The sequence below is a fragment of the Hymenobacter cheonanensis genome, from assembly GCF_030581075.1.
Taxonomy (GTDB): Bacteria; Bacteroidota; Bacteroidia; order Cytophagales; family Hymenobacteraceae; genus Hymenobacter.
In genome coordinates this window covers 428,781-440,488 of sequence record NZ_JAUQSW010000003.1, presented here as the reverse complement: position 1 = coordinate 440,488, position 11,708 = coordinate 428,781, and the positions used below count along the sequence as shown (strand labels likewise).

At 61.2% G+C, this 11,708-nt stretch carries 22 protein-coding genes; all 22 read right to left on the bottom strand.

All coding sequences use genetic code 11. The features are described 5' to 3' along the window. Window positions 1-39: 39 nt before the first annotated feature. The 22 genes from Q5H89_RS08335 to Q5H89_RS08230 all read right to left on the bottom strand — a co-directional run bounded on the left by Q5H89_RS08335 (window position 40) and on the right by Q5H89_RS08230 (window position 11,690). Entirely contained in the window at window positions 40-240 is a 201-nt protein-coding gene (locus Q5H89_RS08335; protein WP_305018832.1) for an AbrB/MazE/SpoVT family DNA-binding domain-containing protein, read from the bottom strand. 34 nt (window positions 241-274) lie between these two features. Then, window positions 275-592: a hypothetical protein gene (locus Q5H89_RS08330; protein ID WP_305018831.1), complete on the bottom strand. Its 318-nt coding sequence runs from the start codon at window positions 590-592 to the stop codon at window positions 275-277. Between the two features lie 202 nt (window positions 593-794). Beyond that, complete coding sequence (locus Q5H89_RS08325; RefSeq protein WP_305018830.1) at window positions 795-1,565, bottom strand: N-6 DNA methylase; 771 nt, start codon at window positions 1,563-1,565, stop codon at window positions 795-797. Window positions 1,566-1,609: 44 nt separating this feature from the next. Continuing rightward, window positions 1,610-2,275, bottom strand: coding sequence for a hypothetical protein (locus tag Q5H89_RS08320; RefSeq protein WP_305018829.1), 666 nt, complete (start codon window positions 2,273-2,275; stop codon window positions 1,610-1,612). Further along, entirely contained in the window at window positions 2,262-2,852 is a 591-nt protein-coding gene (locus Q5H89_RS08315) for an AAA family ATPase (RefSeq protein WP_305018828.1), read from the bottom strand. The genes Q5H89_RS08320 and Q5H89_RS08315 overlap by 14 nt, the downstream gene beginning before the upstream one ends. 78 nt (window positions 2,853-2,930) lie before the next feature. Further along, the gene (locus Q5H89_RS08310; protein WP_305018827.1) at window positions 2,931-3,719 is read right to left on the bottom strand and encodes a DUF932 domain-containing protein; all 789 of its coding nucleotides are present in this window, start codon (window positions 3,717-3,719) and stop codon (window positions 2,931-2,933) included. Window positions 3,720-3,933: 214 nt separating this feature from the next. Beyond that, window positions 3,934-4,230 (bottom strand): hypothetical protein, encoded by a 297-nt coding sequence (locus tag Q5H89_RS08305; protein ID WP_305018826.1) that lies wholly within the window; start codon window positions 4,228-4,230, stop codon window positions 3,934-3,936. A gap of 4 nt (window positions 4,231-4,234) precedes the next feature. Beyond that, window positions 4,235-4,921 carry a CRISPR-associated endoribonuclease Cas6 gene (locus tag Q5H89_RS08300; RefSeq protein WP_305018825.1) on the bottom strand — a complete coding sequence of 229 codons (687 nt, stop codon included), beginning with the start codon at window positions 4,919-4,921 and terminating at the stop codon, window positions 4,235-4,237. Next, entirely contained in the window at window positions 4,921-5,280 is a 360-nt protein-coding gene (locus tag Q5H89_RS08295) for a hypothetical protein (protein WP_305018824.1), read from the bottom strand. The genes Q5H89_RS08300 and Q5H89_RS08295 overlap by 1 nt, the downstream gene beginning before the upstream one ends. A gap of 132 nt (window positions 5,281-5,412) precedes the next feature. Continuing rightward, entirely contained in the window at window positions 5,413-5,883 is a 471-nt protein-coding gene (locus tag Q5H89_RS08290; RefSeq protein WP_305018823.1) for a hypothetical protein, read from the bottom strand. A gap of 79 nt (window positions 5,884-5,962) precedes the next feature. Continuing rightward, window positions 5,963-6,400, bottom strand: coding sequence for a hypothetical protein (locus Q5H89_RS08285; protein ID WP_305018822.1), 438 nt, complete (start codon window positions 6,398-6,400; stop codon window positions 5,963-5,965). Window positions 6,401-6,472: 72 nt separating this feature from the next. Next, entirely contained in the window at window positions 6,473-6,784 is a 312-nt protein-coding gene (locus Q5H89_RS08280) for a hypothetical protein (protein ID WP_305018821.1), read from the bottom strand. A gap of 142 nt (window positions 6,785-6,926) precedes the next feature. After that, window positions 6,927-7,202: a hypothetical protein gene (locus tag Q5H89_RS08275; protein ID WP_305018820.1), complete on the bottom strand. Its 276-nt coding sequence runs from the start codon at window positions 7,200-7,202 to the stop codon at window positions 6,927-6,929. 2 nt (window positions 7,203-7,204) lie between these two features. Continuing rightward, on the bottom strand, window positions 7,205-7,435 hold the full coding sequence (locus Q5H89_RS08270) for a hypothetical protein (RefSeq protein ID WP_305018819.1): 231 nt from the start codon (window positions 7,433-7,435) through the stop codon (window positions 7,205-7,207). A 20-nt stretch (window positions 7,436-7,455) separates the two neighbouring features. After that, window positions 7,456-7,800 carry a hypothetical protein gene (locus Q5H89_RS08265; protein WP_305018818.1) on the bottom strand — a complete coding sequence of 115 codons (345 nt, stop codon included), beginning with the start codon at window positions 7,798-7,800 and terminating at the stop codon, window positions 7,456-7,458. A 1-nt stretch (window position 7,801) separates the two neighbouring features. Further along, window positions 7,802-8,542: a GREB1-related protein gene (locus Q5H89_RS08260; protein WP_305018817.1), complete on the bottom strand. Its 741-nt coding sequence runs from the start codon at window positions 8,540-8,542 to the stop codon at window positions 7,802-7,804. Then, the gene (locus Q5H89_RS08255; RefSeq protein WP_305018816.1) at window positions 8,524-9,150 is read right to left on the bottom strand and encodes a hypothetical protein; all 627 of its coding nucleotides are present in this window, start codon (window positions 9,148-9,150) and stop codon (window positions 8,524-8,526) included. The genes Q5H89_RS08260 and Q5H89_RS08255 overlap by 19 nt, the downstream gene beginning before the upstream one ends. Beyond that, window positions 9,135-9,314 carry a hypothetical protein gene (locus Q5H89_RS08250; protein ID WP_305018815.1) on the bottom strand — a complete coding sequence of 60 codons (180 nt, stop codon included), beginning with the start codon at window positions 9,312-9,314 and terminating at the stop codon, window positions 9,135-9,137. The genes Q5H89_RS08255 and Q5H89_RS08250 overlap by 16 nt, the downstream gene beginning before the upstream one ends. Beyond that, complete coding sequence (locus Q5H89_RS08245) at window positions 9,311-10,084, bottom strand: hypothetical protein (RefSeq protein ID WP_305018814.1); 774 nt, start codon at window positions 10,082-10,084, stop codon at window positions 9,311-9,313. The genes Q5H89_RS08250 and Q5H89_RS08245 overlap by 4 nt, the downstream gene beginning before the upstream one ends. A 73-nt stretch (window positions 10,085-10,157) precedes the next feature. Beyond that, entirely contained in the window at window positions 10,158-10,490 is a 333-nt protein-coding gene (locus Q5H89_RS08240) for a hypothetical protein (protein WP_305018813.1), read from the bottom strand. A 223-nt stretch (window positions 10,491-10,713) separates the two neighbouring features. After that, window positions 10,714-10,962: a hypothetical protein gene (locus tag Q5H89_RS08235; protein WP_305018812.1), complete on the bottom strand. Its 249-nt coding sequence runs from the start codon at window positions 10,960-10,962 to the stop codon at window positions 10,714-10,716. Window positions 10,963-11,006: 44 nt separating this feature from the next. Beyond that, window positions 11,007-11,690, bottom strand: coding sequence for a hypothetical protein (locus Q5H89_RS08230; RefSeq protein ID WP_305018811.1), 684 nt, complete (start codon window positions 11,688-11,690; stop codon window positions 11,007-11,009). Window positions 11,691-11,708 lie beyond the last annotated feature (18 nt).

Below are 11,708 nucleotides of genomic sequence, written 5' to 3'. Positions count from 1 at the left end.
TCAAGATGTAACCCCGCCTCAGGCGATAATAGGACGGTATTACGCTACTGGCTGTGGGCTAATTACCAGCTGCTCGCCCACTACCGCCACGACAACCTGGTCGCCCGGCGCAAAGCCGGCCGCTCGCAGCCAGGCGGGGGGAAGTAATAGCCGACTCGTAAGGGCCGTAATAACGCCGCCTTTGCCACGACGGTAGCGGCGTTCGATGGTCAGGGTAGCAGGTTTCTTGGTGGTTGCCATGTTGGGGGTGAGAAGTAGGGGGAGGGAGAATTGATTAAGCGGCCTGGGGCAAGGCCTCCGGCGTGGGCAGCTGGTACACGATTGCCGCGGGTACGGTGGCCACCACCGGCGGCTCTTCGTCCTCCCACTCGGCCAGGAAGATGCCCAGGCCCTCCACGCGCACGAGCACCTTGTTGCCGGTGAAGTCGAACCAAAAGGAGTAGTAGAAGCCGTGGCTTTCCAGGGTAGCGGCTCCCCGATACCCGGCCGGCACGCACGCCCAGGGCGTGAGCTGCGTGAGGCGCACGGCATATTCCGATTGGATGATGAGGGTGGCCAGCGTAACGGCGGCCTGATTGATTGCGGCGGTCATGTGAGAAGGTTGTGAGGGTGAGTTGATAGTATAAAGGTCTTCATACACAGCGGATTACACTAATTAACAGACATTTATTTTTCCTTGAATACCAAGTATTTATCACAATGGGCTTAGCTTTGCTCCTCTTCCTGGAACTGAGAAGCCAGGAGGGTGAATTTGATAGGGGCCCGACTGGCAATTGCCGGCCGGGCCCCGCTCGTTAGAATAGGCCCAGCTGCGCACCAGGGCTAGCCACGGCCACCGCGCGCGGTACGGCCAGCAGTAGCGAGGGCGGCGGGCTGGGTGCGGGGCGCGGTGCCTCACGCTGCACCGGGCGGCCGGCCTGGTGCACCTGGGCCGATGCCACCGGCTGGATGCCGCCCCGGGCCGCGTTCACGTGCCAGCCGCGCCAGCACTCCATGGACAGGGCATTCATATGCGCCACTTCGCCGGTCAGCTTATTGGCAAACAGGTTGATGGCCGTCATGCGGGCACAGCGCACGTCCACGTCGCCGGCGAAGAACGTGTTGCGGGGCGCGTCCTCGGCAAAGCCCAGCAGCATCCGGCCCGAGCCGCACGCCGGGTCGTAAACGGTTTTGCCAATGGGCGGCTCATCGCCGGCAGTCAGGCTGGCCATGAGCTTGCAAATGCTGTCGGGCGTGAAGAATTGCCCGTTGTGGCCCCTGGTCACGTGCTCGGTGAAGTACTCGCCCAGCAGGTCGGTAAACGGCTCCTCACGAGCCTGCAGCAGCACTAGGCCCATCAGTTCGGCAATGCCATCCAGCTCGGGCCGCTGGTAGCTCTTGCTCGTGGCCAGGTATTCGGTCTCATTAGCAGCGTCAGGCTCGTGGCCAGGGTGGGCCAGGGTCTGCGGGTGCAGCGCGCACGTGGTGAGCGTGAGCATATCGCTGAACACGCGCTCCACGCCGTGGCGGCGGCCCAGCTGCTCAACAGTTTTGACGAAGGCTTTATAATAGCGCAGGTTTTCCACTAGGCTAGAAATGAAGAATCCCGGCAATTGCCGGGATTCGAGGGTTAAAAAGGAACGTCATCGCCTTCATCGTCAGGCTGATTCATAAGGGCCAGCAGGGTGCTGGCGTAGGCCCAGGTGAGGCGGAAGCCGGCCACTCGTCGAAAGCGCTCAGCTAGGCGGTGGCCGTAGCTCTGGGGGCGGTAGGTGTGCTGGCCGGCGGGGTGGGCTAGGATGAATTGCCAGAGCGCCTCCGGCTCCAGGGGCTCGCCGTCGTAGTCGGCACTGAGAATAGCGGCCTGCGTATCGAGCGGCAAGCCATCGGGGGCGGTGTAGCGGCGCAGCAGCTGCGGGGTGAGGTGGTTCACGTCGCCCCAGCGCCTCAGGCTCGCCTCGGTGGTCGAGTTGAGCCCAGCGGCAATGCGGCCCCACTCGCTGCCATCGGGCTGCTCGCCACCTACGCTCACGTAGGCCCGCAGCAAGGTCATCGGGCAGTCGCACTCGGTGCACAGCCACTCCAGCAGCTGCGCATCGTCGAGCACGTCGGGCGGGGCCGGCCGGCTCAGCGCATCAAGCAGGCGTAGCGGGTCCAATCCGCAGGCCGCAAGCAGTTTGGCAGTCTGCACATTGAAGTGGCGCTGCTGCCCCACCCGAGACGAAAAAGCGTAGTAGCCCGGCTCGCTTAGCTCGTGCTTGGCCATCACGCGGGCCTTCTGGTCACCCTTGGGCATTGCCGTCGAGGTCAAATAGCCCAGGCTCGGGGCTGCTGATAGCTTGCATCGCTTTGCAGCGGGCCTCGGCCTCGCCGGGCACGTCGCCCAGGTTTTCGAGGTGGCTGCCTTCCTCGAAAAAGTGCTTCCAGCCCCGCCCCTGCCGCCGCCCCGCCTCATTATGCTTGTCAAAGGCAAAGTCTGGGATGGGTAGGTGCACGTGCTCGTGCAAGCGCCACTGGGCAATCAGCACCCAATCGACCAGGCGCGACTTCGGGGCCCGAGCCAGCAGCAATACCGCGTGCGTGAGAAACAAGCGCTCGGGCTGGTTCTTATCTTCCTTCTTGGCGGCTTGGAGCTTGTAGTGCTGATACAGCGCGTGCACCTCGCTCACGATGCCGGGCTGGGCTAGCCCCACGTCCTCGCTGGCCATGATGCGCAGGCGCTTCCAGATGTACTCGCCGTAGTTGGAGTTGAACAGCTCCACGGCCCAATACATCGCCTCTTCTTCGAGGCCGCGGCGGATACACTTTTGAAAGGCGCTGCTCACTTCAAAGAAGTCGTGGCCCTTGGCGGTTCTTAAATCGTACTTACTCATTGTGTTAGGGCAAAGGCGTGGCCAGGCCTCCGACCGACTAGGGGCCGGAGGCGCAGGTACACAGTTGATTATTAAGTATTAGGCGCGCTGCATATAAAACTGGTGCGCCTCGATGTGGCGGCCGATTACCAGGCCGCTAGGGGTGGTTTTCAAGGCTTCCGTCGTGTGATTATATAAATCCCACATTGTGTCATCCCCGAAATTCTTTTGCTCGCGTAGCTCGCCGCGAATGATGCGCAGCTGCGCCTCGTTCACCACCGACTCGGAATAGAATAGCTCGCCCAGGATTTCGTGAATGATGCGCGGGTTCACTTCGACCTGCTTGAGCTTCTCGGTGTCGAGCTGGATGCGCTTGAACTGCGCTTCGAGGTTATCGACTACCCCGCTCACCAGGCTTTGCAGGCCGGCCGAGAGGTGCGAAGGCGTGTGCATCGCCTGCACCTTAAAATCTCCGGCAAACATCAGGTTCGAGCAAACGATAACGCGCGCGCCGGCAGCGGCCCCGAGTAGCAGGCTCTTATCGTAGCTGTTGCGGAAGCCCAGGGCTAGGTCTTGCTCGCCGTTGCCGCCGCCGACGGTCATGTGGCCGAATAGCTGCTGGCCGCTGCGGTTGTGCTGGTAGCGCTCATCCTTTAGCACCAGGCCCCGCTTGTCGAGTTCTTCCTTCACGGCTTCGATAAGGTCGCGGTGGCTCACCGGCGCGTAGGTGCGGGTGCTCGCCGGCACGGGGCAGGCCAGCAGCTCGGCCAGGGCGCCGGTGGGCACAACCGGCGCGGGGCACGGCACCACGGGAGCCAGGATGGCGGGCAATTCGACCGGGGCGGGCGTGGGCTCAGCCACTACCTGGGGCGCTTCAACGGGGGGCACAAAGTTGGCGATACGGCGAGCTTTGCGCTTGGGGGGATTTTGAACTAGGGTGCTCATTGTGTGTGAGTTGTGTGGGTGATTTGATAGTATAAAGGTCTTCCAGCACGACGGATTACACTAATTTTCAAATCCTTTCAACTCATTATTTTTCAATTATTTACCCACAGTCAAAAGGGCATAAAAAAGCCCCTGGTGGCAGTCACCAGGGGCTTTTTTACGAGAACTTCCACTCACGGGTCGGCGGCTCGTAGCCGTACCAGGCAGCGAGCCAGGGGCACAGCTTGAGGTAGTCCTCGCGGCTAATGCGCGCCTCGTTCTGGCCGGCGCCGCGCAGGGTGCGGTTCCACCAGCGCGTGAGGCAGCCAGGCGTGGCAACGGCGGCCGTTTCCAGGGCGCTGATGTTCAGCCGCTGCCAGTTGGTACCGTGAGCGGGGTGCTTGTGCTTAGCTAGTCTCTCGCCCCATTTCCGGAGGTGAGCCAACCATTCGTCGCGTTCTGAGTCGTAAGCCATATCTCTATTCTAAAAAACCGAATCCACAGCCGGTGGATTGGCCGATGCCGCAGTCGCGGGCAAAGCGCACCTGCTCGTCGGTCGCACCAATAAAAGTGACCGGACTGACGGCGCAGCGGTTGAGGGTTTCCTTAATTTTGATGAGCTTCGTTTGAAACGGTTCGGCCATGCGCAGTTCGATGCTGCCGGCGTCGAGGCCCACGTCGGCGAGCTTGCGCCGGAACGTATTGGTCAAGTACTCGGAGTGGTCCGGGTCAGATGGCAGCAGGTGGTCCCAGCGGCCCAGGCCATGCGGCGTATCATTGCCAGCCAGTGTTTTTACCAGTACCGGCGAGAGCACCCGCAGCTCATGCGGCAGCGCCAGCGGCTCGGCCTCCAGCTGCACCTCCACCAGGTTGAGGTCGCCGAAACCGTAGCGTAGCTCAATGCCGCGCTCCAGCATCTGGCGCGCGGGCACCGGGTCATAAAAGCCGACTATCCAGTCTACAGTTTGTGCGCCGTGCCGTAGCCGCAGGCCGTGGCGGCCAACAGAGCGCAGGTTCAGCAGGTTAGAAAAACCGAATTTTGAGCGCACCTGGCCGTGCCACAGGTTGCGCTCGCCCAGCCAGCGGTGCAACACGCTGCGCAACGCATCCTGGTAGGCAAACGGAATAAGCCCACCTTTGGAGGCAAATTTGAAGCGGATGCGCATTAGTTATCGCGGCCCACCGGCTTATCGAGTAGAAGCCAAAACTTGCACTCGGCCACCGGCGCCGACTTTTCAGGCCCGGCCGGGCCGGGGCTGATGGTGTGGCCCGCAAACAGATACTGGCCCAGCTCTTCGTGCGTCGGAAACGTGGCCAGCGGCTGGCCGTCGATGCTCGGCGGGGTGGCACTGGCGAAATACACCGCATCGTCCTGCACGCGCACGTTGTGCCGTTGTAGCTCTACATAGTGGCCTGGCCGGTGCTCGTTCGGCACCGAAACGGTGTTCCAGTCGGTATCGGTTACCTGGCGCGGCTGCCAGTCGGGGTGGGAGAAGGTGCCATCGGGGCTTTCTAAAATGTACATAAACGGGTGTATATTGTCTGACCAACTCATGAATCGGACTGCGACAGGCGGGATTGAAAAATGTGCGGCCAGTTGGGTTTTAGGCCCCACGCAAGATAGGCCCGCCCGAAAAATTCGGGCGGGCCTATTCTTTTAGGCAGCTTTTCGCGGCTCAAACTCGACGCGGAAGGCGAGCCACGCCACGTCATCGTCGTTGGCCAGCGCCTCACGGAACGCCGCGATGGCCGATTCAATAAAGCCCTGCACCAGCTCGCGGGCCGGTTCGGTCAGGTAGTCAAACATGCCGTGCTGCTCACGCGATGCCTGCGGAAACAGCGCGTACACGCGGTCGGCTACCAATGCCGTAGGCGCCCGGTGGGTAGCGTAGTTACGGCGGTAGTCGCCGGTGGGGGCCTGGCCGAGGCACGCCAGCATAGCCGAGCAGTGGCTGCCGGCACCAAAGCCGTAGAACAGCGCGGGCAGGGGGTGGGCGCTGCTGGTCGGCCGCACTTGCAGCTGCACCGTTTGCAGCTTCTGCTGCACCCAGCCCAGCGTGCCGGGCAGGTACGAGGCAGCGGGCTGCAGCGTGATAAGGGTGGGATTAGGGGTGGCTTCGGTAGCCATAATGCGGGTGCGCTTTGCGCGTTGGAGGTTCATTTTCAGGACACTTGCCTGAATTCCACCTAGTCCGATTGAAAAATGCCTACCAGTTGCTGGGCAGGTAGGTAGCCAAGAAGTCGGCCAGCGAGCCGCTGAACTCCTCGTGCCACGTCGCGGGCACGGGCGGGGGCAGGTTCAGGGCCTGCCAGCCGCCGAAGGTGGCCTTGCGGTCATATACGCCAAGCTTATCGCTCGGCGACTTGCGGCGCCGCACCACCAGCACGTCGGTGGCCGCATCGTAGAGGTAGCGGTAGCGCTCGCCAAAATCTGCGCTGCCGTCCGAAAACAGCTCCTCCAGGTAGTCGCTCATCTGGTAGATGGTTTCGCCCAGGTCGGCGCCGGGGGCGAGGGCCTGGTGCGCAAGAGCGAACTGCTTCACCACGTCGGGGCACGAGCCGCGCTGGTGCTGGTAGAGCGCCAGCGGCGCCAGGCCTGGCACCGGATTGGCAAAAATGAAGATGGCGGGGTTAGACGACCACATAACCAAATGTATTTGAGGTGGATAAAGCCCGGCCGGGGCCGGGATTCCAACAGTCCGATTAAGAGGGGGCAACTAGGCAGCCAGCTTGCGCAGGGCCGTAATGTTGCTGTTCTTGCCGTTACGGCTCACCGAGAGCGATTTGCGCACGATGCTGCACGACTCCGAGTAGCTGAAGTGCACGTCGATGGTGCCGTTGGTGGCCGAGAGGGTGCCGTTCTCGTTCATTTTCAGGGTCAGGCCGAGGCTCAGCAGCCAGGCGGCTACTTCGCCTACGCGCTTGGCTTCGTTGCTACGACGGCCGGTGGCCGAGCTGGCGGGCGACCAGAAGTAGGTGTTGGCGGTGAGGATGGCGGGCTCCTGGGCGGTGGTGGTGAGGTTTTTCATGACGTGTGAGAAGTGAGGGTGATTTGATGTTTCAAAGGTATAATGCTTTGTGCTTTGTATCCAAATTTTGGATACATAAAAAGCGAAAATAATTTGCAGTCGGAAACAAAAAGCCCCTGGTGGCAGTCACCAGGGGCTTTTCTTATTTCCAGCCAATAACCTTCATCCGTTCCGGTGGGCGCTTACGCTTGTGGCCCATGTAGCCATTGAAGCGCGGTTGCTCGAAGGCAATTACCGGTTCTTCCCTATTCCTAATGCAGACTTCCTGCACGTGTCGCTCCATGTATTGACAGTGACTTTCCTCAGCTGGAGTAGCCTGCCTGGCCTCGGCATCGATACCGAGCTTCGCAACTTCTTCGGCCATCTGGGCAGCAAGGCCAAGCCCGATGGTGCCAGCACCTACGATTATAATTTTCATAATCAGGCGGGGTGCTTTACAACAATGGGGTATTTACGCTGGTCGTCAATCCACTTTTGAGCATGCTCTTCGCTTTTAAATGGAAATGGGATGCCAGGTATACCAGCATTTTTCCACGTCACAATACTCACTGGTGGGGACCAGGGCCAATACTTGTAAGTAGAGTAACGGGCTACTTCGACATGGAACGTGCTGTCGGATACCTGAACAATACGGTATTCTTCCTCTTTCATAATGCAGTGAATGAAGCAAGTTAAAAGCTAGGAAACCAGTCGTGATGAGAGAGCCAGCCCCACCGGGCGCGGTAGCTGATGTGCTTGCCGGGCTTGGCCGAATAGTAGCCTTCGGTATCGGTATCGACCTTCACGATAACGCCGTCATCGCCCCGCACTACAATGGTGTAGTCATCTGCGGTGTAAACTGGGCTGAGCTTGCCCTTGCTGTCGGTAGTCCAGGACGTGTGCGCTGGCACGTACACCTGGTCGATAACTACGGCTTCGCGCACCACGGACTTACCACCGGTGCAATCAATCAGCATCGCGGCCAGAAAGGCCATCACGAAGTAGAAAGCAAGACGCTGTAAAATATTGTCTTCCATGCTAGAAAGGCAGTTTTAAGGTTTTTTGAAATTGATGCTTTCGCTTGGCCAGCTTGCTATCGCGCTTCTCCTGAATAGCCTCGCCGAAGCAGCGCTTCAGTAGCGCGAAGTCGGCCGCCTCGGCTTCCATGTTGCGGAACTCGGCCTGCCCACCGGCCCCGGTGAAGGTGTCCTTTTGCAGGAAGGTGAAGCGGGTATCCTTCCAAATAATGCGGTGGTGGTAGGCGTTGAGCGCCGAAATCCAGTAATCGCAGTTGCACTTGATATCGGTGCTCCACCAAAGCTTCGAGCCGGCGAGGAGCCCCTGGGCGCAGCCATTGACCCAGCCAGTGAGCTGGATGGGGTTCATGGCTTTGTACATCGTCGGGTTGGCGTTCGAGCTGAAGCCGAACAGAAACGCGCCCGCCTGCTTGGCAGCGTAGGCCGTTTCGTTCACGATAGCCAGGATGCGCGCCTCGTCCTTCACGCTCACCGGCTCGCCGGCGGGCAGGTAGAGCCGGCGGAAGTCGGTCAGGTCGTCGTCGAGCATCAGCAGGTTGCCGAAGTGCTTGTACATCCAGTTGCGCTTGGCCTGGAGCCCGAGCACCGAATCGGGGTGCAGCACCAGCTGCACGCCCGGGTGCGCCGCCCGGTACTCGGCCGCCTGGCTCTCCGGGATGCACACCACGGCCGAGGGCAGCAGGTCGAGCGTGGGAATACGCCCGGCCCGCTTGTGGCTAGGAATTACGACTTCAAGGTGCATCGCTCGCTGAAGGCCTTCGCCTCGATTACGTGGGTCTGGCCCACTTCCTGAGATTTGTAGCTCTGGCGCTTGTCGATGCCCAGCAATTCGCGCACGTTGTTGGCGTCTATCTCATTGCGGCACACAATGATAAAGGCGTCGTACTTCTCGCTGAACTCGGCCACGATGGGGTACTCGGGGGCCGCTTCCTTTCCTGCAGCGCCGGCCTCGGCTACTAGGGCATCCATCGCGGCCAGGCTCAAACCCACGTCCTCCATCACATCGGCGTAGTCGCCGCGCAGCAGCTCCTCTATCCACTCGCCCTCGCTGATGTTCGAGGCCAGGATGATTTTCTTGCGCACATCGGCCGGCAGCTCGCGGTCGGGCACCAGCACGTTCACCTCGTAGGCCGGGCCGTACATGCCCAGCAGCAGGTTGTGGCGCTTGTTGAAGGTCAGCAGCACGTCGGCCGTGTCGAGCGTGGCCGCCTCAAATACGCCCAGCTCACGCAGCTTGGCTTCGAGGCGGCGGCGCTTTTCCTGGGTAATCTTGCCGAACGGGTTGTTTTCGAGCGGCGTGAGCTGGTCGAGCCGGCGCTTGGCCGGCAGCCAGGTTATAGTTTGCTCCACGTGATGTTGGTTTTAACGAGGCGCCGGCGCTGCCGCTCGTTTTTGCGCTGCTCGTGGTGGTAGTATTTCAGCCAGCGGCGCGGGGCCACAGCCGAGTGAATGGAAGGGGTGCAGCTGCCGAGTGCCAGGCTCAGCACGACCAGGGCGAGGGCTAGCCGTTTCATGCTTGGGGCTGGGCTAGCTGCATCTCCACCTGCTGCAATTCCACCTCAAGCTTGGCCGCCTTCTGGGCGTACTCGCTGCGCTTCTCCTCCGATTTGGACTCCTCGGCCTTTTTCTTCGCCTTCGAAATATTCGAGCGCAGGTTACCGCGCTGCTTCACCAGTTCGCCCCGGTCGATAGCGGGGGCAGCAGCTGCTTCGCCAGCAGCGGGCTGCTCAGCCGGGGCCGGCTGCCCGGGGGCCGGGGCGGGCTGTTCGCCGGCCAGCACGTTGCGGCGCTTTTGGGCCAGGGCGTTGTACTGGTGTTCCAGGCTCAGGATTTCGCCTACTACCCGGGGGCCATCGGCCGGGTCGAGCGTAGCCAGGCTGTTGCTGAGCTGGCAGCGCTGGTTGTAGACCTTGGCCATGAGCTGCGTGAGGTCATCGACCACCAGGCGCGAGGCCTCCGGCACGTGCTCCGGCTCCGGTTGGGCAGGGAAGTCCTGGCTCGTGAGCACATCGGCCACCTGCTGCACCGGCGTGGGCGCGGCACCCTGCACGGCCTGGGCGAAGTGGTTGAGCACTTCGTTCACATCTTCCATGCGGCCGCCGCAGCCCACCTTCACCAGCTCGTAATGCAGCTTCTCGCGGTTGGCCGCCGATTCCTTTTTGAGTAGGTTGTTGACCAGGCCCCGGTTGCCACTGTGTTCCTGCAGCAGCAGGACGCCGGTGCGGTAGTCGGCCGCCTCGCCGGTTTCGAGCCAGCTAAATACCTTTTCTAGTGGGTGTTCCATTTTCGGACAGCGTTGATTTCAGGTTCGTTGAAATCAAAGGTGGCCGAATCGGCAAGCCGCTAGTAGGACGGAATTACAGTAGTTCGCGGAAGGTTTGCACCACCTCCAAATGGTCGCTGGTGGCTAGCCACGCGTAGGGGTCGAGGTCGCGATTAATGGCTTTCAGCTTATCCTCCCCTTCCTCCAGCCACTCGTCGAGCAGAAAGCGCACAGTCAGCATCAGCGCCCGGGCGCCCGCTGGGTGCTCTAGCAGCGCGTCCAATAACTTCGCCACCTTATTTAGTTGCTTGGGAGGCAGCAAGTCCTCCAGCACCTCCAGCAGCCCCGAATCAATAGTAGTGCCTTTGGCCAGGTACCCGGCCAGCGGCTGAAGCCTGGAAAGGAAGATGTTAGCCGGAACAGGCATGCGCAGCGCCAGGGAAAAGCCGAGGAAGTCGCTGCGAATAGTACGGGCACAGAAGCACCCGAAGTATCACGGGACTTGCACCCGCACGCTCCCCCGGCCGATTCCAAAGGGCTCGGCCAGGGGTGCTTCTATTGTAGTCCGTACTATTCGCGGGCCAAAGGTAGCCACAAAAAAGCCCCACCCTGGTGAGGGTGGGGCTTTTTAACCCAGGTGCTCAGCCGAGCTAGTTGCTGGCGCGCCGGCGGCCAGCGGCCGGAGCCTCGCCTTCAGCGGCGGCCGGCTCGCTGGCCGGGGCCAGCTGAGCCGGGGCGGCCACTGCCGACGTTGGCTCGGGAGTGAGACGCTCGAGCACGTGGGTTTTGCCGTACAGCTTATCAGCCAGGGCGTCGTCGATGTCCTCGACCCGGATGGTGTCCCCCTTGAAGAACACCGCTTTGGTATCGCCTACCAATTTGTATTTTGTGAGTGCCATGAGCTAAATAGTAGCAGTTTACAGATTAGGACTAAGCCGGGCGCCTACTTCACCAGCAGCGGCAGGGCGGCCGTGTAGTAGTAGGGCACGTGGGTGAAGCCCTCGCCCGAAAATTTGAAGTCGCTGCCGTTTTTATCGGTGCCCTTCTTGCCCGACTTGTAGTCGTAGTCAAACTTGACACCCCGGAACTTATCGCCACACAGGCGCAGGTTGCCGTTGCTGTCGCGGCCGGCCACCACGAAATCGCCGTTGAGCGCCGACTGAATCACGGCATCGGTGGCGGCCTCGCCGCGAGGAATGTACACGTTCAACTCGTGGCCTACGCTCTGGGTACCTACCTCACCACTCGACTTATGATTAATCTCGCCGGTGTCGGTGGCAAAATCCCACGGCACGAAGCCGCAGCCGGGTTTGGGCACGATGGCCGTACTGATTGTCACCTTATCGGTGTCCACGTCGGGAAAGGTGAGAATGTCGCGCCGACGAATCACGTGCAGGTCGGTCAGGCCGCCGGGGTTCGGGCACTCGTCACGCACAATGGCCTCAATGGGCACAATCACGCAGGCCAGGGTCGAGCCAGTGCCGATGCCGGTGAGGCTGGCCAGCACGAGCGGGCCGTGCTCGGGCGAGATAGCATGGGCCACGGCCACCGCCTCGTGGGGAAATACGAGCGCGGCCACCAGCAGCAACAGGCTCAAAAGGGCGCCGCAGCGCAATACGTTTTTCATGAGTAACAAGCAGTTAGA

What these genes read in the sequence shown, in the direction of transcription:
- Q5H89_RS08335 (WP_305018832.1), bottom strand. Translation starts at nt 240, where the DNA reads ATGGCAACCACCAAGAAACCTGCTACCCTGACCATCGAACGCCGCTAC.
- Q5H89_RS08330 (WP_305018831.1), bottom strand. Translation starts at nt 592, where the DNA reads ATGACCGCCGCAATCAATCAGGCCGCCGTTACGCTGGCCACCCTCATC.
- Q5H89_RS08320 (WP_305018829.1), bottom strand. Translation starts at nt 2,275, where the DNA reads ATGCCCAAGGGTGACCAGAAGGCCCGCGTGATGGCCAAGCACGAGCTA.
- Q5H89_RS08315 (WP_305018828.1), bottom strand. Translation starts at nt 2,852, where the DNA reads ATGAGTAAGTACGATTTAAGAACCGCCAAGGGCCACGACTTCTTTGAA.
- Q5H89_RS08305 (WP_305018826.1), bottom strand. Translation starts at nt 4,230, where the DNA reads ATGGCTTACGACTCAGAACGCGACGAATGGTTGGCTCACCTCCGGAAA.
- Q5H89_RS08300 (WP_305018825.1), bottom strand. Translation starts at nt 4,921, where the DNA reads ATGCGCATCCGCTTCAAATTTGCCTCCAAAGGTGGGCTTATTCCGTTT.
- Q5H89_RS08295 (WP_305018824.1), bottom strand. Translation starts at nt 5,280, where the DNA reads ATGTACATTTTAGAAAGCCCCGATGGCACCTTCTCCCACCCCGACTGG.
- Q5H89_RS08290 (WP_305018823.1), bottom strand. Translation starts at nt 5,883, where the DNA reads ATGGCTACCGAAGCCACCCCTAATCCCACCCTTATCACGCTGCAGCCC.
- Q5H89_RS08285 (WP_305018822.1), bottom strand. Translation starts at nt 6,400, where the DNA reads ATGTGGTCGTCTAACCCCGCCATCTTCATTTTTGCCAATCCGGTGCCA.
- Q5H89_RS08280 (WP_305018821.1), bottom strand. Translation starts at nt 6,784, where the DNA reads ATGAAAAACCTCACCACCACCGCCCAGGAGCCCGCCATCCTCACCGCC.
- Q5H89_RS08275 (WP_305018820.1), bottom strand. Translation starts at nt 7,202, where the DNA reads ATGAAAATTATAATCGTAGGTGCTGGCACCATCGGGCTTGGCCTTGCT.
- Q5H89_RS08270 (WP_305018819.1), bottom strand. Translation starts at nt 7,435, where the DNA reads ATGAAAGAGGAAGAATACCGTATTGTTCAGGTATCCGACAGCACGTTC.
- Q5H89_RS08265 (WP_305018818.1), bottom strand. Translation starts at nt 7,800, where the DNA reads ATGGAAGACAATATTTTACAGCGTCTTGCTTTCTACTTCGTGATGGCC.
- Q5H89_RS08260 (WP_305018817.1), bottom strand. Translation starts at nt 8,542, where the DNA reads ATGCACCTTGAAGTCGTAATTCCTAGCCACAAGCGGGCCGGGCGTATT.
- Q5H89_RS08250 (WP_305018815.1), bottom strand. Translation starts at nt 9,314, where the DNA reads ATGAAACGGCTAGCCCTCGCCCTGGTCGTGCTGAGCCTGGCACTCGGC.
- Q5H89_RS08245 (WP_305018814.1), bottom strand. Translation starts at nt 10,084, where the DNA reads ATGGAACACCCACTAGAAAAGGTATTTAGCTGGCTCGAAACCGGCGAG.
- Q5H89_RS08240 (WP_305018813.1), bottom strand. Translation starts at nt 10,490, where the DNA reads ATGCCTGTTCCGGCTAACATCTTCCTTTCCAGGCTTCAGCCGCTGGCC.
- Q5H89_RS08235 (WP_305018812.1), bottom strand. Translation starts at nt 10,962, where the DNA reads ATGGCACTCACAAAATACAAATTGGTAGGCGATACCAAAGCGGTGTTC.
- Q5H89_RS08230 (WP_305018811.1), bottom strand. Translation starts at nt 11,690, where the DNA reads ATGAAAAACGTATTGCGCTGCGGCGCCCTTTTGAGCCTGTTGCTGCTG.